Genomic DNA, 23,164 nt, shown 5'->3' with positions numbered 1-23,164 from the left:
CCATCGGAGGCACGCGGCCCCAATAGCACCTAACGGTCACACGATTCGCAACAGGCTCCCTGGTCACGAAGCTCCCATGTGGGTGGAGTCACGCCGCATCCGCACGGACCGATGCGCACGAACCTGATCGATTCCGACGCATCGACGTTCTCCGCGTTATCGCCGGTCAGCAGCGATGTGACTCATCTCGCACCGCAGGTCGCGATGCCAGCTGTGGTCAACGTCACCTAGACTCCCCAAATCCCGGCGGAGAGATCCCCCGTCCCCATTCGTTACCGCCGGGCCCTCAGCGCAGGCTTCTGGTAGAGCGCCTCACCGCGCTCGCCCGTTCAGGAGGACGCATGGAAGGGCCAAACCTCGCCATCGGCGGCGAGGGCGTAGAACTCAGTGGCAGCAACGTGACCTACGTGGTCATCGCCGCCGCGATCGCCCTACTCGCTCTTGGCGTAGCCGCCGCATTGGTGCGCGCGGTGCTCTCTGCCGGTCAAGGCACGACAAAAATGCAGGAAATCGCTGCGGCGGTCCAGGAGGGCGCCGCCGCCTACCTGGCCCGCCAGTTCAAAACACTAGGGATCTTCGTCGTCATCGCGGTGATCCTTCTGTTCGTCCTCCCGGTACCCGGCGACGAGTTGTCGGTGCGAATCGGACGCTCGGTCTTCTTCATCGTCGGTGCGCTGTTCTCGGCGTTCATCGGTTACATCGGCATGTGGCTGGCGACCCGGGCGAACGTGCGGGTCGCCGCGGCGGCCCGGGAGGCCGGCGGGGCGGCAACCGCGATGCGGATCGCGTTCCGCACCGGTGGCGTGGTCGGCTTCTTCACGGTCGGCCTGGGTCTGCTCGGCGCCGCGAGCGTCGTGCTGATCTACAACGGCGACGCGCCGACCGTGCTGGAGGGCTTCGGTTTCGGTGCCGCGCTGCTCGCGATGTTCATGCGGGTCGGCGGCGGCATCTTCACCAAGGCCGCCGACGTCGGCGCCGACCTGGTCGGCAAGGTCGAGCAGGGCATCCCCGAGGACGACCCGCGCAACGCCGCGACGATCGCCGACAACGTGGGCGACAACGTCGGTGACTGCGCGGGCATGGCGGCCGACCTGTTCGAGTCCTACGCCGTGACGCTGGTGGCCTCGCTCATCCTGGGCAAGGTCGCGTTCGGCGAGCAAGGCTTGGTCTTCCCGCTGATCGTGCCCGCGATCGGCGTCGTCACCGCGATCATCGGCGTGTTCCTCACCCGGCTGCGTCCGAGCGACAAGTCCGGGATGACCGCGATCAACCGCGCGTTCTTCATCTCCGCGCTGATCTCCGCGGTGCTTTGCTCGATCGCGGCGTTCGCCTACCTTCCGTCCTCGTTCGCCGACTTCGAAGGCGTCAACGAGACGATCTCGAACCACAACGGTGACCCGCGGGTGCTCGCGGTGGTGGCGGTGCTCATCGGCATCGTGCTGGCGGCCGCGATCCAGCTGCTGACCGGTTACTTCACCGCGGTCGGTAGCCGCCCGGTGCGCGACATCGGTAAGACCGCGCTGACCGGCCCGGCGACCGTCGTGCTGTCCGGCATCACGGTCGGTCTGGAGTCGGCCGTCTACACCGCCCTGCTGATCAGCGCCGGGGTTTTCGGCGCTTACCTGCTCGGCGGCGGCATCACGGTGATCTCGCTGTTCGCGGTCGCGCTGGCCGGTACCGGCCTGCTGACCACGGTCGGCGTCATCGTCGCGATGGACACGTTCGGCCCGATCTCGGACAACGCCCAGGGCATCGCCGAGATGTCCGGCGACATCGACGAGGCCGGCGCGCGGACGCTCACCGACCTCGACGCGGTCGGCAACACCACGAAGGCGATCACCAAGGGCATCGCGATCGCGACCGCCGTTCTCGCGGCGACCGCGCTGTTCGGTTCGTTCACCGACGCGGTGCGCACCTCCGCCGAGGAGGCCGGCCAGCGGATCACCGGTGAGTACGCGGGGGTCTTGGACGTAGCCAACCCGAAGAACCTCGTCGGGCTGATCATCGGTGCGTCGGTGGTGTTCCTGTTCTCCGGCCTGGCGATCAACGCGGTCACCAGGGCGGCCGGCGCGATCGTGTTCGAGGTGCGGCGTCAGTTCCGGGAGATCCCCGGGATCATGGAGGGCACCGGCAAGCCGGAGTACGGCAAGGTCGTCGACATCTGCACCCGTGACTCGCTGCGGGAGCTGGCGACGCCGGGTCTGCTCGCTGTGCTGGCACCGATCGCGGTCGGGTTCGGCCTCGGGGTCGGGCCGCTGGGCGCGTACCTGGCGGGCGCGATCGCGACCGGCACGCTGATGGCGGTGTTCCTGGCCAACTCCGGTGGCGCCTGGGACAACGCGAAGAAGATGGTGGAGGACGGCGCGTTCGGCGGTAAGGGTTCCGCCGCGCACGACGCCACCGTCATCGGTGACACCGTGGGTGACCCGTTCAAGGACACCGCGGGTCCGGCCATCAACCCGCTGATCAAGGTGATGAACCTGGTCGCGCTGATCGTCGCCCCGGCAGTCGTCACGTTCTCCACCGGTCCGGACGAGAACGTCGGCATCCGGGTAGCGGTCGCGCTGGTCGCTACGGCGATCATCGTCGGCGCTGTCATCGTCTCCCGGCGTCGCCCGATCTCGATCGCCGAGGACGGTCAGGAGCAGCCCGCCCCGGCCACCAAGAACGAACCCGTAGGCGTCTGACGCCTCACACGTCGCAGGCCCCGTCCGCAGCAGCGGACGGGGCCTGCGTTCGTTTTAGGCGGGCCGTGCGGGGGGTAGGCGGACGACTGTCAAAAAGAACTCGTCCACCTGGCGGACGACGTTGACGAACTGCTCGAAGTCGACCGGCTTCGTCACGTACGCGTTCGCGTGCAGGTTGTAGCTGCGCATGACGTCCTCTTCGGCCTCCGAGGTGGTCAGCACCACCACCGGAATCCGGCGGAGCGCCTCGTCGGCCTTGATCTCCGCGAGCACCTCGCGCCCGTCCATCCGCGGCAGGTTCAGGTCGAGCAGCACCAGGTCGGGCGTCGGCACATCGCTGTATTCGCCCTCCTTGCGCAGGAAGAGCAGCGCGTCGACCCCGTTGTTGACCACGTGCAGCGAGTTGCGGAGCTTGTGGTCGTCGAACGCTTCCTTGGTCATCAGGACGTCGCCCGGATCGTCCTCGACCAGCAGGACCTCGATCGGAAGGGGTTCGACCTCTGTCACGCGTCGCTCTCCGTTCGTGCCGCGCCGACGCCGGTGGTGGCGGGTTGCGCGTCGACCGGCTCCGTCGGTGACGGTACCGGCAACGTCCAGCGGAACGTCGTGCCGCCGCCGGACGACGCCTCGGTGTCGAGCCAGATCCGGCCGCCGTGATGCTCGATGATCTTCCGTACCATCGCCAGCCCGATCCCGGTGCCGTCGTACTGCTCCTTGCCGTGCAGGCGCTGGAAGATCACGAACACGCGCTCGGCGTACTGCGGCTCGATCCCGATGCCGTTGTCGCTGCACACGAACTCGTAGACGTCGCCTTTTTGCTCCACGGTGATCCGGATGCGCGGCGCGGCCATGCCGTGGAACTTGATCGCGTTGCCGATGAGGTTCTGGAAGACCTGGGTCAGCAGGATCGGGTTGCCGTGGACGCGGGGCAGCGAGTCCGCCTCCACCACCGCGTCGCTCTCCTCGATAGTGCTGCCGAGGCTGGTCAGCGCCCGGTCGAGCACGCTGTCGAGCGAGATGTCCTCGAACTCGCCGGTGGTGCGGCCCACCCGGGAGAACGCCAGCAGGTCGTTGATCAGCCGCTGCATCCGCTTCGCGCCGTCGACGGCGAAGTCGATGTACTGCTGGCCGCGTTCGTCGAGCTGGCCGGAGTAGCGCCGGGACAGCATCTGGCAGAAGCTCGCCACCTTGCGCAGCGGCTCCTGGAGGTCGTGCGAGGCGACGTACGCGAACTGCTCCAGTTCGGTGTTGGATCGCTGCAGGTCCGCCGTCTGAGCCGCGAGCTGGTCGGTCTGCTCCTTGAGGCGGTCCTGGGCGGCGACCGCGGTGGAGAGCGCGGCCACCAGCGAGGACCGCATCGCGTCGACGTCGGCGGCGAGCCGGTTGATCTCCTGCGGCCCCTCGACCGTGACCTTGTGGGTCAGCGCACCACCGACGACCTGCTTGGTCTCCGCGCCGATCCGCTCCAGCGGCTGCAGCACCCAGCTGCGCAGCGCGCGCCACAGGATGACGCCGGCGATCAGGACACCGACCAGCGCCAGGATGCCCACCACGATCAGCGTCGTGATCGCGGTCTCGAGGTCGTCGTAGACCTCGTTGCGCACCACCGTGAGGTCGTTCTGGAAGGTCGTGATGGCCTGTCGGACGGCGTCGAAGAGGACCTTGCCCTCGTCGTCGTCGCCGATGTTCGGCGGCTGTCCGGCCCGCACCGAGGCGATCAGCGGCTCGGCGTACTGGGTGCGCCAGGCGGCGATCGCGGCGTCGATCCGGTCGAGGTCCTGCGCGAGCTTCTGGTTGTCACCGATCCTGATCCGCAGGCTCTCCAGGTACTGCCGCTGCTCCTTCTGGCCGTCGTAGTACGGCTGGAGGAAGTCCTGCTGCTCGGTCAGCACGAAGCCGCGGACGCCGGTCTCCTGGTTGAGCAGCGCGGCCTCCAGCTGGTACCCCGAGATCCGGGCCGGGCCGACGCGTTCGAGCAGGTCGTCGTTGCGGCTGATCGTGCGGCCGAGCGCCGTTGCGGCGAGGCCGGCGACGATCGTCGTCAGCACCCCGACGACGACGAACGTGATGAGCAGGCGGCGGCGGAGCGTCCACTCGCCGGTGCGAGGGCTCACCGGGGCTCCCCCTCGCCCGACCGGTGGGAGAGCACGACCAGCGCCGCGTCGTCGGCCAGCGCACCGCCGTTGCGTTCCTCGACGGCGTCCAGCAGCGCCTCCGGCCAGCTGTCGGTGACCGGCAAATCCGCACGACGCTGGGCGATCAACTCCACGAGCCCCTCCTCACCGAGCCGATCCGGCCCGTTCCCGGTGCGGGCTTCGAACAAACCGTCCGTGAACAGCAGCAGCGCCCACGACGGCGGGAGCTCGAGCGGCACCGCGGGCCAGCGCCCTTCGGGGAGGAACCCCAGCGCCGGGCCGCGCGGACCCATCGGCAGCTGGTCGACGGCGTGCTCGCCGGAATCGGTGATCAGGATGGGGGACGGGTGCCCGGCGAGGTACATCTCGGCCGAGTGGCGGTCGGGGGCGATCACGACCATGCAGACCGTGGCGAACGCGAACGGGCTGTGCCGCTCGCGCACGACGAGCGTGTCGAGCACCGACAGCATCCCGGCCGCAGGGACGCCGGAGAGCACCAGCGTCCGCCACGCGATGCGCAGGCAGACGCCGAGCGCCGCCTCGTCCGGGCCGTGGCCGCTCACGTCGCCGATCAACGCGAACACCGAGCCGTCGCGCTCGATCACGTCGAAGAAGTCACCGCCGAGCAGCGCCATCCGGCGACCCGGGCGGTAGGCGTGCGCGAAGTGCACGTGTGCGTCGTCGAGCAGGGGCGTGGGCAGCAGCGCACGCTCCATGCGGGCGTTCTCGCTGGCGAGCAACTCGGCCTCGCGGAGCCGCAGCGCGGCCGAGTCGGCGCGCTTGCGCTCGATCGCGAACCGGATCGCCCGAGCCAGGAGCTCGCCGTCGACCTGGCCCTTGACCAGGTAGTCCTCGGCGCCTGCCGCGACCGCCTCGACGCCGCGGTGCTCGTCGGCCAGGCCGGTGAGGACGATCACCGCGGCCTGCGGCGCCAGCTCCAGTATCCGGGTCAGCCCCTGCATTCCGGTCGCATCCGGCAGCGCCAGGTCGAGCAGCACGCAGCGGACGCCGGGATCGAGCGCGGCCGTGGCGTCGGCGAGGTTCTGCACCCAGGTCAGCTCGAAGGCCACCCGGGCACCGGCGAGTAGTTCCTCGACCAGGAACGCGTCACCGTGATCGTCCTCGACGAGGATGACCCGGACGGGTCCGGCATCAGCCGGGTCGACCGGGCGCCCGCTCAGCCCGTGCGTGGGCGGGTAGGTGGCAGCGCTCACCGACAACTCCTTCTTTCGGCGTCACCGAGGATAGGTGGACGCCGGGCCGACCGGGTCGGGTGGGCGCTATGCCGCACCGTGGACGGGGGCACTAGCCCCATATCGATAAGCGTCTGCGAGCGCTGAAACGTAACTACTCCTAGCCGAAAGCGTTTGCCGCGACGAGAAACTGGATAGAGGGAACCGGACGGTAGTCCTCTCCGCGGAGGTTCGCGTGTCGTTGCAGGTGAATGTGGAGCACGTCGACGAGGTCGCGCGCTGCGTTGTCGTCGGTGAGGTGGACATGGCCACCACGCCCCAGCTGCGGGACGAATTGCTCGGTCTCGTCGACGACGGTCATCGACGCCTGGTGTTGGACGTCTCCGGGGTTCCGTTCCTGGACTCCACCGGCCTCGGCGTGTTGATGGAGGTGCACCGCCGCCTTCGCGACAACGACGGAGCGGTGGCGCTCGTCGGTGCGCGGCCCGCGCTGATCCGGCTGTTGACGATCACGAACCTCTCCCGGGCCTTGCCGGTGTATCGATCGGTCGAGGACGCGTCCGCGGCAGTGAGCGGACACCCGGCGGCCGAGGTCACGGGGTGACCCAGCGGTTTCCTACTGCTGCTGAGGAATCGACCGGATGGGACAACGCGGGCCAGGTCAGGTGCGAGCCGTCCTGGTCCGGGTACCGCGTGGTGCTCGTCGGTGAGGTCGATCTCACGCTGGCCGCGCAGTGGGACCAGGTCTTCGCGACGCTGGCCGACGCTGATCCGGCGGACGTCACCGTCGACCTCTCGGCGGCGACGTTCATCGACTCCAGCGTCCTGGGGGCGTTCGTCCGGCTGCATCGCACGGTGACCGGGCGGGACCGCGAGACGACGTTGACCGGCGCGACCGGCTCGGTGGCTCGCACGATCTCGCTGGCCGGTCTGGATCGCGTGATCCCGATTGTACCCGCGAGCGAAACCTGAGTTATTTGAGTAACATGTCCAATTAAGCATGTTACTGTCCGCCCGTGCAGGCGGATGCCGCGTATGCGCGGTTGCGGGAGGCCATCGTCGACGGTCAGTACCCGGCCGGGAGTCGCCTGACCGAGGTGGAGATCGCCGAGATGCTCGGCATGTCCCGCACCCCGGTCCGGGAGGCCCTCCGGCGGCTGGCCGGCGACGGGTTGGTGCGTGCCTCCGATCGGGGGGTCATCGTCGACCTGATGGACGACGAGGAAGCGAGGCATGCACGGACCGTGCGTGCCTCGCTCGATGTCCTCGTCGCGGAACTCGCCGCTCGGAGGCAGAAAGCCGGGCAGATCTCGCCGGCCGCCATGCGCGCCGCCGAGGAGGCGGCAGCGGAGGCGGAGACAAGCCTGGACCGCGGCGACGCCGACGCGGCCTACCGGCACGACCAGCGGCTGCATCGACTGATCGCGGAGCTGGCAGGCAACCCGGTCGCACTGCAGATGCTCGACCGGCTCGCCGACCGCCTCGAGGTCGCCCGGCTGGCCGCCGGGTCGCGCGCTGCGCGCGCCAACGGCACCGGTAATAAGGCCGGTAAGAAAAAGGTGAACGGCGTGCAGCTCGCGGCGAAGGTCCCCGCCGCGGTCGGTGCGGCTACGGGCGGTGCGGACGCCGTCCTCAGCGACATGAACGGCGCTGCCATGAACGGTGCTGACGTGAACGGCGTCGACGTGGACGCCGCGCCGGCAGACGGCGTCGGCGGCAGAGCGTCCGCCAAGCGTTTGAAGGGCGCGGGCGGCAACGGCGGGGTCGGACAGCTGGCGGTCCCCGTGCTCTCGCCGGAGCTCGGCGAGGAGCACCGGCGCATACTGGCGGCGATCGCCGCCGGGCAGCCGGCGGCGGCCTGGCTGGCGGCCCGTGAGCACGCTCACGGTTGATGCGGAACCGGACGGGCGCGCGAGGCGTTCTTCCGGGACCAACCGGGGAGGTCGACGCCTATCCTACGGTTCGGTAACCTACGGGTCCGTAGTAACCGAGGAGCAGAGGGCGCTGTATGGCCGAAATCGTGTACCCACCGGTGGTCGCCCTCGCCAGGGCCGCCTTCGCCTCGATCCGGGTGAAGGTCGACGAGGTGGGTGGCGAACACATTCCGCGCACCGGCGGCGCGGTACTGGCCAGCAACCACGTCAGCTACCTCGACTTCCTGTTCTGTGGGCTGGCCGCGCAGCCGTCGAAGCGGTTGGTCCGGTTCATGGCGAAGCAGTCGGTTTTCGACCACAAGATCTCCGGGCCGTTGATGCGTGGCATGAAGCACATTCCGGTCGACCGGGCGGCCGGCGCCGGGGCGTACGGCGCCGCGGTGAAGTCGCTGGCCGGCGGAGAGATCGTCGGCGTCTTCCCGGAGGCGACCGTGAGCCGGTCGTTCCTGCTGAAGGACTTCAAGCTGGGGGCCGCGCGCATGGCGGCCGAGGCCGGAGTGCCGCTGGTGCCGATGGTCGTCTGGGGTACCCAGCGGTACTGGTCGAAGGAGAACCCTCGCCAGCTGACTCGTCGGAACAACCCGGTGCTGCTCCGGGTGGGCGAGCCGCTGCACCCGACCACGGCGGACGACCCCGCCGAGGTCACCGCCGAGATGAAGAGCCGGATGGCGGTGCTGCTCGAGGAAGCCATCGAGGCCGACACTTACCAGCCGACCGGCCCGGACGACACCTGGTGGCTGCCCGCCTCCAAGGGCGGCACCGCGCCGACCCCCGAGGACGCTGCGGTCATCGAAAAAGCCGAGGTCGAGGAGCGGATCGCCAAGGCCAAGGCGAAGGTGCGCGCGGCGGCTGAGGCCCGGGTGAAGGCTCGGGCGAAGGCCAAGGCGAAAAAGAAGCCGAGCCCGAAAGCGGACGCCTGACCGACGAATTGGCATGACTCGGCCGGTGGATAGCCGGAAATCTGAGCGCCGGAGTGCGACGCTGGAACACCTGTGTACAGCGTCGTTACCGCCGGGTGTACCGCCGGAGCCAGCCGGACCGGCAGCAGCGGCCCGCCCGACCGGCCACCGTGCTTGCCCTGATCGACGGATGGGCGGACATCGAATGGCCACGTCCGCGCGTTACGTTTGACAGCGGACGCCCGCTGGGTTGCACACTGCCCAGCGGCCGTCCACCCGAGCCATGTTGACCTTGGAGATCCGTGAGCGCTCCTACCACCACCGCTGCCGCCGCCAAGCGGGGCCGGCGTACCGGCACCCCCGCGGGCGACGACGGCCTGCGTCTGGTGATCGTCGAGTCGCCGGCCAAGGCGAAGAAGATCGCCGACTACCTCGGCCCCGGATACGTGGTCGAGGCAAGCATCGGCCACATCCGTGACCTGCCTCGCAACGCCGACGACGTACCCGCGAAGTACAAGGGCGAGTCCTGGGCCCGGCTCGGCGTCGACGTCGACCGGGAGTTCGCGCCGCTCTACGTCGTCAGCCCGGACCGGAAGGCGCAGGTCACCAAGCTCAAGCAGCTGGTGAAGGACGCCACAGAGCTCTACCTCGCGACAGATGAGGACCGCGAGGGTGAGGCCATCGCCTGGCACCTGGTCGAGGAACTCCGGCCGCGCGTGCCGGTGCGCCGGATGGTGTTCCACGAGATCACCCGGCCCGCGATCCTCGAGGCCGTCGCCAACACGCGCGAGCTGAACCTCTCGCTGGTCGACGCCCAGGAGACCCGTCGCATCCTCGACCGGCTGTACGGCTACGAGGTCTCGCCGGTCCTCTGGAAGAAGGTCATGCCGAGGCTCTCGGCGGGCCGCGTGCAGTCGGTGGCGACCCGGATCGTGGTCGAGCGCGAGCGCGCCCGGATGAAGTTCCGCTCGGCCGAGTACTGGGACATTCGGGGTCAGTTCGCGGTCGACGGCAAGTCCGCCGCGGACGAGCCGCGTGACTTCATGGCGACGCTGGTCGGCCTGAACGGCGATCGGGTGGCGACCGGCCGCGACTTCGAGCCGACGACCGGGCAGCTCAAGAACGAGGTGCGCGGCGACGTCATCCAGCTCGACGAGGCGGGGGCCCGTGGGCTCGCCGCCCGGCTGGAGGGCGCCGCGTTCAAGGTGACGCGGGTCGACGAGAAGCCGTACCGGCGCAAGCCGTACGCGCCGTTCATGACCTCCACGCTGCAGCAGGAGGCGAGCCGCAAGCTGCGGTTCGCGGCCGAGCAGACGATGCGGGTCGCGCAGCGGCTGTACGAGAACGGCTACATCACGTACATGCGTACGGACTCGACGAACCTGTCCGAGACCGCGCTGAACGCTGCTCGCCAGCAGGTCCGTGAGCTCTACGGCGACCGGTACGTGCCGACCGAGCCCCGCCGGTACGCGCGCAAGGTGAAGAACGCGCAGGAGGCTCACGAGGCGATCCGTCCGTCCGGCGACCACTTCCGGACGCCCGGCGAGCTGGCGCGCGAGCTGTCCAGCGACGAGTTCCGGCTCTACGAGCTGATCTGGAAGCGGACGATCGCGTCGCAGATGATCGACGCGGTGGGTCAGTCGGTCTCGGTGCGGCTGTCCGGCACGTCGTCGACCTCCGAGGTGGCGGATTTTGCCGCTTCGGGGCGCACGATCACCGAGCCGGGCTTCCTCCGGGCGTACGTCGAGGACATCGACGAGTCGCACGACGGCAGCGGAACCGACGGCCAGACCGATGACGAAGAGCGTCGGCTGCCGCGCCTGGCCAAGGACGACCCGCTGACCGCTCACGACCTGACCGCCGAGGGGCACAACACCCAGCCGCCACCGCGCTACACCGAGGCGAGCCTGGTGAAGGCGCTGGAGGAGCTGGGTATCGGGCGGCCGTCGACGTACGCGTCGATCATGCGGACGATCCAGGACCGCGGATACGTGTGGAAGAAGGGCGCGGCCCTGGTGCCGTCGTTCATCGCGTTCGCGGTCGTGCAGCTGCTCGAGCAGTACTTCCCGCGGCTGGTCGACTACAAGTTCACCGCGAACGTCGAGGAGGACCTGGACGACATCGCGGCCGGCGAGCGTCGCCGGGTCGACTGGCTGACCCGGTTCTACTTCGGGGCGCCGGAGAATGCGGACGTCCGGGAGGAGAGCGTCTCCCGCGCCGGTGGCCTCAAGCACCTGGTCGCGCTGAACCTCGGCGACATCGACGCCCGCGGCGTGAACTCGATCCCGCTCTTCACGGACGTCTCCGGGCGGAACGTCGTGGTGCGTGTCGGCCGCTACGGGCCGTACCTGCAGCGCACCAGCGGCCCGGACGACGAGGGCGACCGGGCGTCACTGCCGGACGACCTGGAGCCGGACTCGCTGACGCCCGAGCGCGCCGAAGAGCTGCTCTCGGCGCCGCAGGGCGGGCGGGAGCTGGGGATCTATCCGGGCACCGAGGAGCCGGTGGTCGCCAAGGCCGGGCGCTTCGGGCCGTACGTCCAGAGCGGGGACCGCACGTCGAGCTTGTTCAGCTCGATGTCGCTGGAGACGCTGACGCTCGAGGACGCGCTGAAGCTGCTGTCGCTGCCTCGTACGTTGGGGGCGCATCCGGGCGACAGCGAGCCGGTGACCGCGCAGAACGGCCGGTACGGGCCGTACGTGAAGCACGGGTCGGAGTCACGGTCGCTGGGGTCCGAGGACGAGCTGTTCACGGTGACGCTCGACCAGGCGCTCGCGTTGCTGGCCCAGCCCAAGACCCGTGGTCGCCGGGCCGCTCCGGCGGCCCCGCTGCGCGAGATGGGCGCCAACGACCCGGTGAGTGGTCAGCCGATGGTGATCAAGGACGGGCGCTTCGGTCCGTACGTCACCGACGGGGAGACCAACGCCAGTCTCCGCAAGGGTGACGAGGTCGCGGAGCTGACGCCGGAGCGGGCGGCCGAGCTGCTCGCCGACCGGCGGGCGCGCGGACCGGCGAAGAAGACCGCCAGGAAGAAGGCGGCGCCGGCGAAGAAGGCCACGAAGTCCGCCGAGGGTGCGACGAAGAAGGCCGCCACGGCGAAGAAGACCCCGGCCAAGAAGACGACGACGGCGAAAAAGGCGACGAAGAAGGCCGCGCCGAAGAAGACGCCCGCCAAGGCCACCAAGGAGTAGACGAGCCGCCCCGCCCGGAAGGGCGGGGCGGCTTCGCATTACTTGACGGTGGCCGCGGCCATCGCTGCGCCGACGATCCCGGCGTTGTTGAGCAGCGCGGCCGGCACGATGTCGGCCTTGACCGAGAGCTCGGACATCCACTTCTCGGCCTTCTTGCTCACCCCGCCGCCGACGATGATCAGGTCGGGGGAGAACAGCATCTCGATGTGGTCGAGGTACTCGTCCACGCGGGAGGCCCACTTGCTCCAGCTCAGGTCGTTCTCCTCGCGGGCCCGGTCGGACGCCCGCAGCTCGGCGTCCTTGCCGTGCAGTTCGAGGTGGCCGAGCTCGGTGTTCGGCACCAGGTCGCCGTCGCGGAACAGCGCGCTGCCGATGCCGGTGCCGAATGTGAAGAGCATGACCGTGCCCTTCCGGTCCTGACCGGCGCCGAACGCCATCTCGGCGACGCCCGCGGCGTCCGCGTCGTTGAGCACGGTGACCGGCCGGTGGGTCAGCTCGGTGAACACCGTCGCCGCGTCCAGGCCGATCCAGTCCTGGTGCAGGTTCGCGGCGGTCTTGATCACGCCTCGGACGACGACGCCGGGGAACGTGACGCCGATCGGGCCCTCGCCGGGGAAGTGCGCGGCGACTTCGGCGAGGACCGGTAGGACCGTCGCGGGGTCGGCCGGGCGGGGGGTCTCCAGCCGGAACCGCTCAGCGGTCAGCGTGCCGGAGTCGATGTCGACCGGCGCGCCCTTGATCCCTGACCCGCCGATGTCGATGCCGAGGATGGTCATGCCGCCTCCTGCGTCCGCGGTGGGCTCTCCCCTGAGCCACCCTTCCTCTGGGACCTACCTTGCTGGCCCGCGGCGGAAACGTACTAGGCGGGTAACCTCCCGGCCACGTCGGGTCGGCGAACCCTCAGTCGGTGGCCTTTCCGAGTGCGTCGGCGAGCAGAGCGTCGACTGCAGTGAGCGTCGGACAGGCGCCCTGGCGTCCACAGGCCGCGCAGCGGCCGTTCGCGTCGGGCTGGTGGGCCTGCCACAGTTGGACGCAACCCCGCCAGTAGGTCCGTACTCGCGCTTGCGGCGGCGGATCGATCGGCGGTGGCTGCTTCCGGCTGTAACCGCTGTACGTCACGGTTGGTCTCCATCTACCGCGCGGGCTCTGCCTCGGGCGGCGCCGCGCTGTTCCCGGTACTCAACGGCAGTCACTTCAGGTCACCCCAGGACTACCTATCGCGACGCTCCCAGACTGATCGGGTGTAACGCAAGTCGCAAACGGCGCTCACGTGACTAATCGGTTACGCCGAGGCCGGTAGCTATCCAAATCGGACGATGGCTTTACGGTGGTGCGTTGGGGTGACGAAGGGGCGGACAGTGGACGATCGAGTAGCGGGCACCTTGGTAGCGGCGGCCTGCGCAGATGCCCTCGGAGTGGCGTACGAACCGTCGCAGCGCGGCCCCGCCGACGGGCGGCCGCAGATGCTCGGTGGCGGTTACGGCAATTACCAGCCGGGCGAGTACAGCGACGACACCCAGATGGCGGTCGTGATCGCCGAGGTGGCCGCCGCCGGGCTCGACCTGCGTACCGACGAGGCGCTCGACCGGATCGCGAAGGGCTTCGTTGTCGACTGGCTCGGTGGCGGAGCGACCGACGTCGGCGCGCAGACCCGGTCGCTGCTCGACCGGGCGGCGCACACCCCGTTCCGGGAGGCCGGTGGCGCCGCGCTGCTCCGCGGGATCGGGGCGGACATGCACGCGCGGACCGGACGTACCGCGGGCAACGGCTCGCTGATGCGAACCGCGCCGGTCGCGTTGGCCTACCCGGGTGATCCGGACGCGATCGTCGAGGCGGCGCGCGCGGTCAGCGCGCTGACCCACCACGACCCGGTCGCCGGTGACGCCTGTGCGCTCTGGTGCCTGGCGATCGACCACGCGATCCGCGCCGGTGAGCTCGACGTCAGGGTGGGGCTCGACCGCATCGAGTCGTCCGCGTACTGGTCCGACCGGATCACGGAGGCCGAGGCGGAACCGCCGTCGGCGTTCGCGCCGGCGTCCGGCTGGGTCGTCGCCGCGTTCCAGGCCGCGTGGTCGGCGATCGTGCGGGTGCGGGCGATCGACGATCCGGCCGAGCGGCTCCGCTCCGGGATCGTGGCCGCGGTGAACGGCGGCGGCGACACCGACACGGTGGCCGCGATCGCCGGTGCGCTGCTGGGCGCTTCCTGCGGGCTCAGCGCGGTTCCGGACGAGTGGCGTTCGCTGGTCCACGGATGGCCGGACCTGAACGCCGAAGGGCTGGCTCGGCTGGCGCTGGCGTGCAGAAGGGGATGAATTTATCCAAGTCGCCCATCTAGTCTGCTCACCGTGGTGAGTAGACGGGCGGTTCTCGGGGGTGGCGTCGCCGGCCTCGGGCTGCTGGCGGTGGGCGGTGTGGGGCTGGTCGGTGCCGGTGTGCTGCCCGGGCAGCACAAGATGCGCCGGGCACTGGGCGCCTGCGACGTGTACGTGTCCGAGCCCCGTTCGGCGGCCGGTGAGCTGATTCGCGGCGAGTTCCGGTCCGCTCGCCGCCGGGCGGTGGTGCGATACCGGATCGCCTACCCACCCGGAGCGCGCGACGACGATCAACTGCCGGTCTGCCTCGTCCTGCACGGCTTCGGCGGCGACGAGGGGGTGCTGGGGGACGGCATCGCGCTCCCGCGGTATCTGGCGGACGTCGTCGCGGACGGCGTGCCTCCGTTCGTCCTGGCCGCCGCCGACGGTGGACCGCGGTACTGGCATCCGCGCGCCGACGGTGACGATCCGCTCGGCATGCTCACCGACGAGTTCCTGCCGCTGCTGGTCGGCCGCGGGCTGGAAGCCGGCGCCGGTCAGCGGATCGGGCTGCTCGGTTACTCGATGGGCGGGTACGGCGCGCTGCTGTTCGCCGAGCTCTACCCGACCAGGGTCGCGGCCGTGGCTGCGGGTAGCCCGGCGATCTGGCGCGACTACGCGGAAGCGCGACAGGCGAGCGTGGATGCGTTCGACTCGGCCGCGGACTGGAGCCGCTACGACGTGCTGTCCCGCGGATCCGCGCTGGCCGGCATGCCGGTCCGGGTCGACTACGGACGGGACGACTTCATCGCGCCGAACATGCCGGCCCTGCGGGACGTGCTGCCCGCCGAAGCCACCGTGCGCCAGGCGGCGGGCTGCCACGACGACACATTCTGGCGTTCGGTGGCGCCGGAAGTCCTGACGTTCATCGGCCGGACCTTCGCCGAAGTGCCGATGAGCCCCTAGCGGATCAAGTGCGGCGGTGGCGCGGGCGGCACCAGCGGGGCGTCGTCGGTGGTGACCACCGCACCGGCGGCGAACCGCTCGAGGTCGGCGCCCTCCAGTACGCGGGTGGGCGCGACCGACCGGGCCAGCAGCCGCGCGAGGTCGGTGGTCGGCAGCGGTGCCGACGAGGCGGCGAGCATCAGGTTGCCGTACCGGCGTCCCTTCAGGACCGGCGACTCGGACACCAGCGCGACGTGCGGGAACGTGGCCCGTGCGGTGGCGACCTCGGCGCGGGCCAGGCTCAGCGGCGGCCCGTCGGTGACGTTCGCCAGGTAGAGGCCGCCGGGGCGCAGCACCCTGGTGACGTCGGTGATGAACTCGGTCGTGGTCAGGTGCGGTGGGACGACCGGACCGACGAACGCGTCCCGCACCACGACGTCCGCGGAGGCACTGTGCTGCCCGGCCAGGACGTCGCGGCCGTCACCGGCACGGATCCGCAGGCCGGGACCGGTCCGGATCCCGAACACCGTCCGGATCAACGCGATCAGCTCCGCGTTGTACTCGGCCACCAGCTGCCGCGAGCCCGGCCGGGAGGCCGCGACGTACCGGGGGAACGCGCAGGCGCCGCCGCCGATGTGCACGAGGTACAGCGGCTGCTCCTCGTCCGGACGGTGCAGGTCGACGGTGCGGGCCATCCACTGCTGGTACTCGAACTCCAGGTGGGTGGGGTCGGCCAAGTTCAAGTACGAGTTCGGGACGCCGTCCAGCAGCAGCATCCAGCCGTCGTCGGCGTCGAGGTCCTGGACGATCTCCACGGTGACGCCGTCCAGCTCGTACCTCCCGGGGGACGGGGCGCCCGGGTTGTTCGATCTGTGCCGTTTATTAGGGTTGCTGCCCGCTGCCACCCCTCCAGCATGCTCCAGTCACGAGGGGAAGGGGTGGGTCAGGTGACGTGCCAGCCGTTCGCGCGGACCGTCGTCTGCCCGGTCGGCGTCGGCGCGGACACGACGAGGACCACCATCTTCTGCGTGATGTCCTCGCCGATCGCCTTGTCCGACGACGTCAGCACGCAGATCACCTTTGTGGTGTCCAGCCGGATGGGGTTGTCCGCCGGCGCGTTCCGGATGCTCGTCCCGCACTGCGTCGGGCGGATCGTCGGCCGGGCCACCACCGCGGCCTTGACGCCGTTGACCAGGTGCAGCTGCGGCGTCCCGTAACACCCGGTGCGGGCCTGGTAGAAGAGGTCGGCGCGGGACGCGTCGGCGTCGACCCGCGGCTCGTCCAGATCGACGTACCGCGTCATCGACGAACCGCACGGCGGCAGCGCGAGCTGCAGTGACTGCGGCCGGTAGGCCTGGGAGTAGGTCGCGGCGGCCGCGCTCGGCGGCGGCATCTGGTCGCCGGGCAGCGGCTGTCCCGGCATCGGCGCGACGGCCTGGCCCGACGCCGCCTGTTCCGGCGGCGCCTGGCCACCGTCCACCGCGGGGTTGGCTCCGGAGACCGCGACGATCGTCTGCAGGTCGGACATGCTCAGCCAGGTCAGGACCGCGATACCGAGCGCCACGGTCGCGAACAGGGCGGCGACTCCGGAGAGTGCCATCGCGATCGGGTCGCGGCCGGACGGCTCGGGGGCCGGGCGCTCCTCGGGTGGCTCGGCTAGCAGATCGAGCAGAGGCGTCCCGGGCAGGGGCGGGTGAGGCCGGACCAGTCCCGGGTTGTGGTGTGCGCCCATCGGGTTGTTGGCCATCGCTCCCCCCAGCGAAACGCCGCGAACTGCGCTTTACGGACGTTACCACCCTTCGGCTCAGCGTGCCGACTGTCGTCCCGCGTGATAGACGCCCAGCCGGTTCATCGCTCCGGACACCAGCAGCGCCGCCCCGCCTCCGATCGCGGCCCAGCGTCCGGTCCGGCCGAACCGGTCGCGTCCGAGCAGCGTGGCGCCCGCACCGAGCGCGGTCAGCGCTGCGGCCCTGGTCAGCATCCATCCGGCCGGACCGCTGCGGAACGGCACGCTCAGCGAGCTCGGTGCCGCCCGCAGCCGGAGGGCCGCGGCCAGCTCCATCGCGGCGCCGGCCAGCGCCAGGCGGCGGGCCGGGACCGGGTCGGTGCCGAGCGTCGCGAACAGGCCGATGCCCGCCGCGCCGCTGATGCTGCTGCCCGCGAACAGGAACGGCAGCTCCCGATAGGCCTCGTGCCAGGCGGGCACTTCGGTGTCGACGAGGGTCACCGCCGTGTAGGTGCAGACCGCCGGTCCGAGGACGCCTGCGGCGGCTCCGGCCACCGTGGCCACCGTGCGCAGGCCGGCCAGCTCGGCGGCCGCGGCGATCGTCGCCAGGCCCGCGAACGGCAACGTCAACCACGTCCCCAGGCTGAGCGGGAAGCTGGGATCGGGTGCGCGGAGACCGGACAGGAAGCGTTCCGGGCGTCGGTGGTCGCGGACCAGTGCTGCGACGGCCGCGGCCGCGCAGCCGGCCGCGGCGTAACGGCTCGTTGTGGTCAGCCGCCGGTCGCCGGTCAGCTCGGCGAGTGCGGCGAGGCCTGCGGACGCACCGGCGATGCCGCCGAAGTAGAGGTAGGCCGGGATGTCCGGCGCCTCACGCGCCGAGGTGACCCGGATCGGCCGGTGGACGTAGTACGCCGGGACCGCTGGCGCGCCGCCGTCCCGTCCGGGTCCGGACATGCCCGCCTCCATCGCGTCCGAATGAGCTTTGAGAGACCCATCGGAAACGGGTTGGTCCACCTGAACAAATGCCGCAATGTGCGGCATTACCGCACGTCACCGGCGTAGTGGCCGAAGAGATCGGCCGACCGGATGAGGGCGCGTGACCGTCCGGCGCCAATCGTCGGCCGGTCACCGCAGACTCATCAGTCCCAACAGCCTCAGGCTGGGGGAGCGTTGCACAATGGAAGTCACGGGCGCCGGGGCGGGCGCCCTGAGTCGTTCTTGACGACCTTTCTCGAAGGAGTTTCGGATGTCGCTTCACTCGGCCGGGCCCGGGTTACGGAGCCGCCCCGCCGCCGCCAGGCCGGTCCGCGGTAGCGCCTGGACATAAGGCAGCGGCCGGGTGCCGCTCCCCGGATACGCTCAAGGCTGCGGACCCCACGTAGCCAGGAGAAGTAGCCATCAGTGCGGCACCGGGCCCACCAGGCCCCCCCGACCCCAGGCCGCTCGCGACCGACGCGTCGCAGATTCGAGCGGTCCTGCGAAACCGGCCCTTCCGCCGGTTGTGGCTGACGTTCGGCCTGTCCAGCCTGGGTGACTGGCTCGGCCTGCTCGCGACGAGCCTGTTCGCGGCCGGGCAGGTGACCGGATCGACCGCCAAGGGCCTCGCGTTCGGCGGTGTCGTGGTGGCCCGGCTGCTGCCGACGATCGTGCTCGGGCCGCTGGCCGGAGCGTTCGTCGACCGGTTCGACCGGCGGCTCACGATGGTGGTCTGCGACCTGATCCGGTTCGTACTGTTCGCGTCGATCCCGCTGGTGGCGGTCGTCGGGTCGGTGCCGGTGGCGGTCGTGTGGGCGCTGATCGCCACGTTCGCGATCGAGGTCGTCGGGATGTTCTGGAACCCGGCGAAGGAGGCATCGGTTCCGAATCTGGTGCCGCGCGAGCAGCTCGAGGCGGCGAACCAGCTCAGCCTGATCGCCACGTACGGTGTTACGCCTCTGCTCGCGGTGGCGATCGGGGCGGGGCTCAACCGCTTCTTGCTCTCGCTGGTGCAGGACGATCCGACGCGGCTCGCGATCAACCCGAACGACGTCGCGCTCTACCTCAACGCGCTGACGTTCCTGGTCGCGGCTCTGGTGACCGCCACGATCAAGGAGATCAGCACCGGCGAAGGGCGGCTACGTCGCTCCGGGCCGGCCGGCGTCCCGGAACCCAGCCTGCCGACCGCGTTGCTCGACGGGTGGAAGTACGCGGGCCGGACGCCGTTGGTGCGCGGCCTGGTGCTCGGCATCCTCGGTGCGTTCGCCGCTGGTGGGGTCGTCGTCGGCGTCGGACAGTTCTTCGCGGTTGGCCTCGGCGGTGGCGACGCGACGTTCTACCTGCTCTTCGGTGCGCTGTTCGTCGGTCTGGCCGGTGGCATGGCGTTCGGTCCCTCGCTGGTGCGCGGGCTCTCCCGGCGACGGTGGTTCTGCGCGAGCATCGGGTTGTCCGGGTTCGCCGTTGCGGTGTTGCCGTTCTCGCTGCACCTGACGATGGCGATCCCACTGACCGTGCTGGCCGGAACCGGCGCCGGCATGGCGTACCTGGCCGGCACGACGCTGCTCGGTGCCGAGGTGCCGGACGCCATGCGCGGACGGGTGTTCGCGTTCGTGCAGTCCACGGTGCGGGTCGTCCTGCTGCTGTCGATCGCGGTCTCCTCGCTGCTGGTCGGCATCGGCGGAGGGCGGAAGATCCCGCTCGGGGCGTTCGACCTCGACCTGTCCGCCGCGCGGCTCCTGCTTCTGGTGAGCGGTGTGCTGGCCATCGTCGCGAGTGTGTTCTCATTCCGGGCAATGGATGACAAACCTGGTGTCCCGTTGTTCCGGGACCTCTATTCGACGCTGCGCGGCCACTCGCTCCCGGTGCCGGGCGACCGCTCCGGCGACGGCCTGTTCATCGTCTTCGAAGGCGGTGAGGGGGCAGGCAAGTCGACGCAGGCGCGTGCGCTGTCGGACTGGCTCACCGCCCGCGGGTTCGAGGTCGTCGCAACCCGCGAACCCGGCGCGACGCCGCTGGGCAGGCAGATCCGCTCGCTGATCCTCGACCACTCCGATGATGCGCCGTCGGCGCGCTCGGAGGCGCTGTTGTACGCCGCCGACCGCGCGCACCACGTCGCGACCGTGATCCGGCCCGCGCTGGAGCGGGGTGCGATCGTCGTCTGCGACCGGTACATCGACTCGTCGCTGGCCTATCAGGGGGCCGGGCGTGACCTGGCGCCCGAGGACATCGAGTGGCTCTCCCGGTGGGCGACCGCCGAGCTCGTCCCGGACCTGGTGATCCTGCTCGACGTCGACCCGTCGATCGGGCTGACGCGGGTGGGCGACCGCGGCGCGGTCGACCGCCTGGAGGCCGAGTCACGGGAGTTCCACGAGCGAGTGCGGCGGGCGTTCCTCGACCGAGCCGCGACCGATCCGCGGCGCTATCTGGTGCTCGACGCGGGAAGCTCGGCCGCGATGCTCTCCGATCGGATCAAGGTGCGGGTGGCGCCACTGCTGAAGGTGCGGCCGGGGGTCCCCGACCCCGAGAGCGCCGACCCCGAGAGTGCCGCCCCCGGAGCCGAAGGCTCCGACGTTTCGATGGAGGCACGTTGACCGTCGCGCTGGTTCCCGGTGTTTTTGCGGACGTCGTCGGACAGGACGACGCCGTGGCGGTGCTCGCCCGTGCGGCTGCCGCGGCCGGGCACGTCGTCGCGGGGGAGCCCGTGCCGCCCGGCGAGATGACCCACGCCTGGCTGTTCACCGGCCCGCCCGGCTCCGGGCGGTCGGTGGCGGCCCGGGCGTTCGCCGCGGCGCTGCAGTGCCCGCGCGGTGGCTGCGGTGAGTGCGTCGAGTGCCACACGACGCTCGGCGGTACCCACGCCGACGTGCGGGTCGTCGCCCCGGAAGGGCTGTCGATCGGCGTCAAGGACATGCGGGCGCTGGTGCTGCGGGCGGCGACCTCGCCGTCCGGCGGCCGCTGGCAGGTCGTCCTGGTCGAGGACGCGGACCGGCTCACCGAGGCGGCCTCGAACGCCCTGCTCAAGGCCGTCGAGGAACCGACCGACCGCACGGTCTTCCTGCTCTGCGCCCCGTCCTCCCACCCGGACGACGTCTCGGTGACGATCCGTTCCCGGTGCCGGGTGGTGCCGCTGCGGACGCCGTCGGCGGTCGCGGTGGCGGACGTGCTGGTGCGCCGGGACGGCATCGACGAGACCACGGCCCGGTGGGCCGCCGCGGTCGCGCAGGGCCACGTCGGCCGTGCCCGCCGGCTGGCCCGCGACCCGGACGCGCAGGCCCGGCGGCGGGCGGTGCTCGCCGTGCCGCGCTCGCTCAGCAACATCTCGGCCTGCTACGACGCGGCCGAGGCGCTGATCGCCGCGTCCGAGGCCGAGGCCGCAGCGGCCACCGAGGGCCAGGCCGCCGCGGAGAAGGCTGAGCTCGAGCGGGCGCTCGGCGCCGGGGGCACCGGCAAGGGAGCGACGGCCGCAACTCGGGGCACCGCGGGCCAGATCAAGGAGCTGGAGCGGAAGCAGAAGTCGCGGGCCACCCGGGCGCAGCGGGACGCGCTGGACCGAGCGCTGGTCGACCTGGCGGCGTTCTACCGCGACGTTCTGATGGTGCGGCTCGGTGCGGTGGTGCCGCTGGTGCACGTCGACATCGAGGACATGGTGCGGGCGGCGGCGGCCCGCTGGGAGCCGGAATCGATCCTCCGCCGGATCGAAGCGGTGTTGCGATGCCGGACGGCGCTGGAGGAGAACGTGAAGCCGCGGATCGCGGTCGAGGCGCTAATGGTGACGCTGTTCGAGGGGTGAGCGTCGGCGCCTGCGACGGGTGACGCGGATGATGAACCATCCTGTTCCGATCAGCGCCATGCCGAGCGCTGCCAGCACGGACAGGCTGGCACCGGTCAGCGGTAGCGCCGGTCCGGCCGCGGGCTGCTCCGAGGGCGCGGCCACGTTGGCGCTCGCGGCGGGTTCTGCGGGCTCGACGCTGTCCGGGGTGTTGCCGGCGTCCGGCGCCGCGGCGTCGCTCTCGGCTTCTGGCTCTGGCGTGCCCGGCTCCGGATCCGGATCCGCGCACGTCCGGCAGGGTGCATCGAGTCCACCCATCGGCACTCGCGCCGACACGTCCAGGTCCCCGATCGTGGCGTCGAGCAGCCGTCCGGCGCCCTCCGCCCCCAGGAGTTGTAGCCGCACCGCCGCCGCCGACGCGTCCACGCTCGTGTGGCCGGTGCGCTCGCGCACGCCGCCGAGGCTGATCCGGATCAGCCCGCCGCCGCTGCAGCACCCCGGCTCCGCCAGCGGCACTTCGACGCTGTCCCCGACGGTGTCCAGCCGATAGCTCCGCCCGTGCGTGGCGGTCACCGAGATGACCGGCGCGGCGTAGCGGACGTCGGTACGGTCGGTTCCGGCGGCGAGCGCGACCAGCGACGGAGCGGTGAGGAACCGGATCGTCACCTCGGTCGGGGTGCCCCGGAACAGCGTGATCGCGGTCAGTTCGGTCCGAGCCGAGGACCGCATGCCGAGCGTCGGCTGCCCGGGGACGGCGACTAGCTGGTTCTGTGTCCGGCTCTGACTGCCCCGCCAGACGTGCATCAGCGGCGCGTCCTCGTCGGGACGCAGCACCAGCTCGCCCGGGCGGGCGATCGCGGAGCTGAGCACGGTCCCGCTGCCCCACTGAGCGTTCGCGGTCAGCCGGCTGCTGCCGAGCGTCAGGAAATCCAGGTCCGCGCCGGAACTCGTCCGGGTCATCGTCCCGGACTCCTCGTCACCGTCCCCCGCGCTGCGGGTCACCGCCGCAGGCGGCGCACCGGGCGGGCCGGTCATCTGGACCGCGGACGCGGCCGACCGGGGCGGCTCATCGGTGTCGACCCGTGCCGTCGTGGTGCCCAGACGGAGTCCGCTCAGTGCGGTGCCGCGCGGCCCGGCGTCCGAATCGGCCAGACGCAGCACGCTCGCGGAAGCGCGAGCCTGATAGGACACCCGCTCGACCTGGGCGACAGTGCTCATAGTGCTTTGTCCACCGTTGTTGACCATGACCACCCAGGCGGTCGTGAGAGCCAGTCCTGCCACTCTCCGGGACCACTGGTACATAAGGAACCCTGTTCTCCCGAGGGGACGGTACGGGCAAATCAACGACTTCTTCCGGCGAGCCGTGACGGTCGGACGGCGGTAAGCGGTGTACCGTCTCGTCTTTGCTGTCCGAATGGC

Annotated in this window: 19 protein-coding genes; 10 read left to right on the top strand and 9 right to left on the bottom strand. The window is 70.8% G+C overall.

Going from position 1 to position 23,164, the window contains the following annotated elements:
* Positions 1 to 341 precede the first annotated feature (341 nt).
* A complete protein-coding gene (locus BUB75_RS09790) occupies positions 342 to 2,687 on the top strand; it encodes a sodium-translocating pyrophosphatase (protein WP_073254534.1) in 2,346 nt (781 codons plus the stop codon).
* A gap of 54 nt (positions 2,688 to 2,741) precedes the next feature.
* On the opposite strand, the gene BUB75_RS09785 is transcribed toward BUB75_RS09790, so the two are convergent.
* From BUB75_RS09785 to BUB75_RS09775, 3 genes are read right to left on the bottom strand one after another with little or no spacing between them, the layout of a single operon-like run.
* On the bottom strand, positions 2,742 to 3,194 hold the full coding sequence (locus tag BUB75_RS09785) for a response regulator (RefSeq protein ID WP_073254532.1): 453 nt from the start codon (positions 3,192 to 3,194) through the stop codon (positions 2,742 to 2,744).
* Entirely contained in the window at positions 3,191 to 4,801 is a 1,611-nt protein-coding gene (locus BUB75_RS09780) for a sensor histidine kinase (protein WP_084740620.1), read from the bottom strand. Before BUB75_RS09780 ends, BUB75_RS09785 begins: the two co-directional genes overlap by 4 nt.
* The gene (locus BUB75_RS09775; RefSeq protein WP_218617407.1) at positions 4,798 to 6,036 is read right to left on the bottom strand and encodes a PP2C family protein-serine/threonine phosphatase; all 1,239 of its coding nucleotides are present in this window, start codon (positions 6,034 to 6,036) and stop codon (positions 4,798 to 4,800) included. Before BUB75_RS09775 ends, BUB75_RS09780 begins: the two co-directional genes overlap by 4 nt.
* A gap of 214 nt (positions 6,037 to 6,250) precedes the next feature.
* Between BUB75_RS09775 and BUB75_RS09770 the strand changes: the two genes are divergently transcribed.
* From BUB75_RS09770 to topA, 5 genes are all read left to right on the top strand, one after another.
* Positions 6,251 to 6,619, top strand: coding sequence for an STAS domain-containing protein (locus BUB75_RS09770; RefSeq protein WP_073254527.1), 369 nt, complete (start codon positions 6,251 to 6,253; stop codon positions 6,617 to 6,619).
* Positions 6,616 to 6,987 (top strand): STAS domain-containing protein, encoded by a 372-nt coding sequence (locus BUB75_RS09765; protein ID WP_178379809.1) that lies wholly within the window; start codon positions 6,616 to 6,618, stop codon positions 6,985 to 6,987. The genes BUB75_RS09770 and BUB75_RS09765 overlap by 4 nt, the downstream gene beginning before the upstream one ends.
* A 44-nt stretch (positions 6,988 to 7,031) precedes the next feature.
* Complete coding sequence (locus tag BUB75_RS09760; protein ID WP_073254521.1) at positions 7,032 to 7,907, top strand: GntR family transcriptional regulator; 876 nt, start codon at positions 7,032 to 7,034, stop codon at positions 7,905 to 7,907.
* Positions 7,908 to 8,023: 116 nt separating this feature from the next.
* Positions 8,024 to 8,869, top strand: a complete 846-nt coding sequence (locus BUB75_RS09755) for a lysophospholipid acyltransferase family protein (RefSeq protein ID WP_073254518.1) — start codon at positions 8,024 to 8,026, stop codon at positions 8,867 to 8,869.
* A 281-nt stretch (positions 8,870 to 9,150) separates the two neighbouring features.
* Positions 9,151 to 12,039: a type I DNA topoisomerase gene (topA, locus tag BUB75_RS09750; RefSeq protein ID WP_084740610.1), complete on the top strand. Its 2,889-nt coding sequence runs from the start codon at positions 9,151 to 9,153 to the stop codon at positions 12,037 to 12,039.
* A 38-nt stretch (positions 12,040 to 12,077) separates the two neighbouring features.
* Here the strand turns inward: topA and ppgK are convergent, their stop codons facing one another.
* Together ppgK and BUB75_RS44965 are read right to left on the bottom strand one after the other, a co-directional pair.
* Positions 12,078 to 12,815, bottom strand: a complete 738-nt coding sequence (ppgK, locus tag BUB75_RS09745) for a polyphosphate--glucose phosphotransferase (protein ID WP_073254515.1) — start codon at positions 12,813 to 12,815, stop codon at positions 12,078 to 12,080.
* Positions 12,816 to 12,939: 124 nt separating this feature from the next.
* A complete protein-coding gene (locus tag BUB75_RS44965) occupies positions 12,940 to 13,158 on the bottom strand; it encodes a hypothetical protein (protein ID WP_143175104.1) in 219 nt (72 codons plus the stop codon).
* A 239-nt stretch (positions 13,159 to 13,397) separates the two neighbouring features.
* On the opposite strand from BUB75_RS44965, the gene BUB75_RS09740 reads away from it, so the two are divergent.
* Together BUB75_RS09740 and BUB75_RS09735 are read left to right on the top strand one after the other, a co-directional pair.
* Positions 13,398 to 14,351 carry an ADP-ribosylglycohydrolase family protein gene (locus BUB75_RS09740; RefSeq protein WP_218617406.1) on the top strand — a complete coding sequence of 318 codons (954 nt, stop codon included), beginning with the start codon at positions 13,398 to 13,400 and terminating at the stop codon, positions 14,349 to 14,351.
* Positions 14,352 to 14,384: 33 nt separating this feature from the next.
* Entirely contained in the window at positions 14,385 to 15,296 is a 912-nt protein-coding gene (locus BUB75_RS09735) for an alpha/beta hydrolase-fold protein (protein ID WP_143175103.1), read from the top strand.
* Here BUB75_RS09735 and BUB75_RS09730 read toward each other — a convergent pair.
* The 3 genes from BUB75_RS09730 to BUB75_RS09720 all read right to left on the bottom strand — a co-directional run bounded on the left by BUB75_RS09730 (position 15,293) and on the right by BUB75_RS09720 (position 17,955).
* Positions 15,293 to 16,090 carry a spermidine synthase gene (locus BUB75_RS09730; protein WP_218617405.1) on the bottom strand — a complete coding sequence of 266 codons (798 nt, stop codon included), beginning with the start codon at positions 16,088 to 16,090 and terminating at the stop codon, positions 15,293 to 15,295. The genes BUB75_RS09735 and BUB75_RS09730 overlap by 4 nt on opposite strands.
* 128 nt (positions 16,091 to 16,218) lie before the next feature.
* Complete coding sequence (locus BUB75_RS09725) at positions 16,219 to 17,022, bottom strand: hypothetical protein (protein WP_073254503.1); 804 nt, start codon at positions 17,020 to 17,022, stop codon at positions 16,219 to 16,221.
* Between the two features lie 57 nt (positions 17,023 to 17,079).
* Positions 17,080 to 17,955: a polysulfide reductase NrfD gene (locus BUB75_RS09720; RefSeq protein ID WP_073255247.1), complete on the bottom strand. Its 876-nt coding sequence runs from the start codon at positions 17,953 to 17,955 to the stop codon at positions 17,080 to 17,082.
* Between the two features lie 443 nt (positions 17,956 to 18,398).
* Here BUB75_RS09720 and tmk point away from each other — a divergent pair, with 443 nt between their 5' ends.
* Together tmk and BUB75_RS09710 are read left to right on the top strand one after the other, a co-directional pair.
* Positions 18,399 to 20,567: a dTMP kinase gene (gene tmk, locus BUB75_RS09715; protein WP_084740603.1), complete on the top strand. Its 2,169-nt coding sequence runs from the start codon at positions 18,399 to 18,401 to the stop codon at positions 20,565 to 20,567.
* Positions 20,564 to 21,766 (top strand): DNA polymerase III subunit delta', encoded by a 1,203-nt coding sequence (locus tag BUB75_RS09710; protein WP_218617404.1) that lies wholly within the window; start codon positions 20,564 to 20,566, stop codon positions 21,764 to 21,766. Before tmk ends, BUB75_RS09710 begins: the two co-directional genes overlap by 4 nt.
* Here BUB75_RS09710 and BUB75_RS09705 read toward each other — a convergent pair.
* The gene (locus BUB75_RS09705; protein ID WP_073254498.1) at positions 21,740 to 22,963 is read right to left on the bottom strand and encodes an LPXTG cell wall anchor domain-containing protein; all 1,224 of its coding nucleotides are present in this window, start codon (positions 22,961 to 22,963) and stop codon (positions 21,740 to 21,742) included. The genes BUB75_RS09710 and BUB75_RS09705 overlap by 27 nt on opposite strands.
* Positions 22,964 to 23,164 lie beyond the last annotated feature (201 nt).

Source organism: Cryptosporangium aurantiacum (genome assembly GCF_900143005.1).
GTDB classification, from domain to species: Bacteria; Actinomycetota; Actinomycetes; order Mycobacteriales; family Cryptosporangiaceae; genus Cryptosporangium; species Cryptosporangium aurantiacum.
This window is presented reverse-complemented; position numbering and strand designations above follow the sequence as displayed.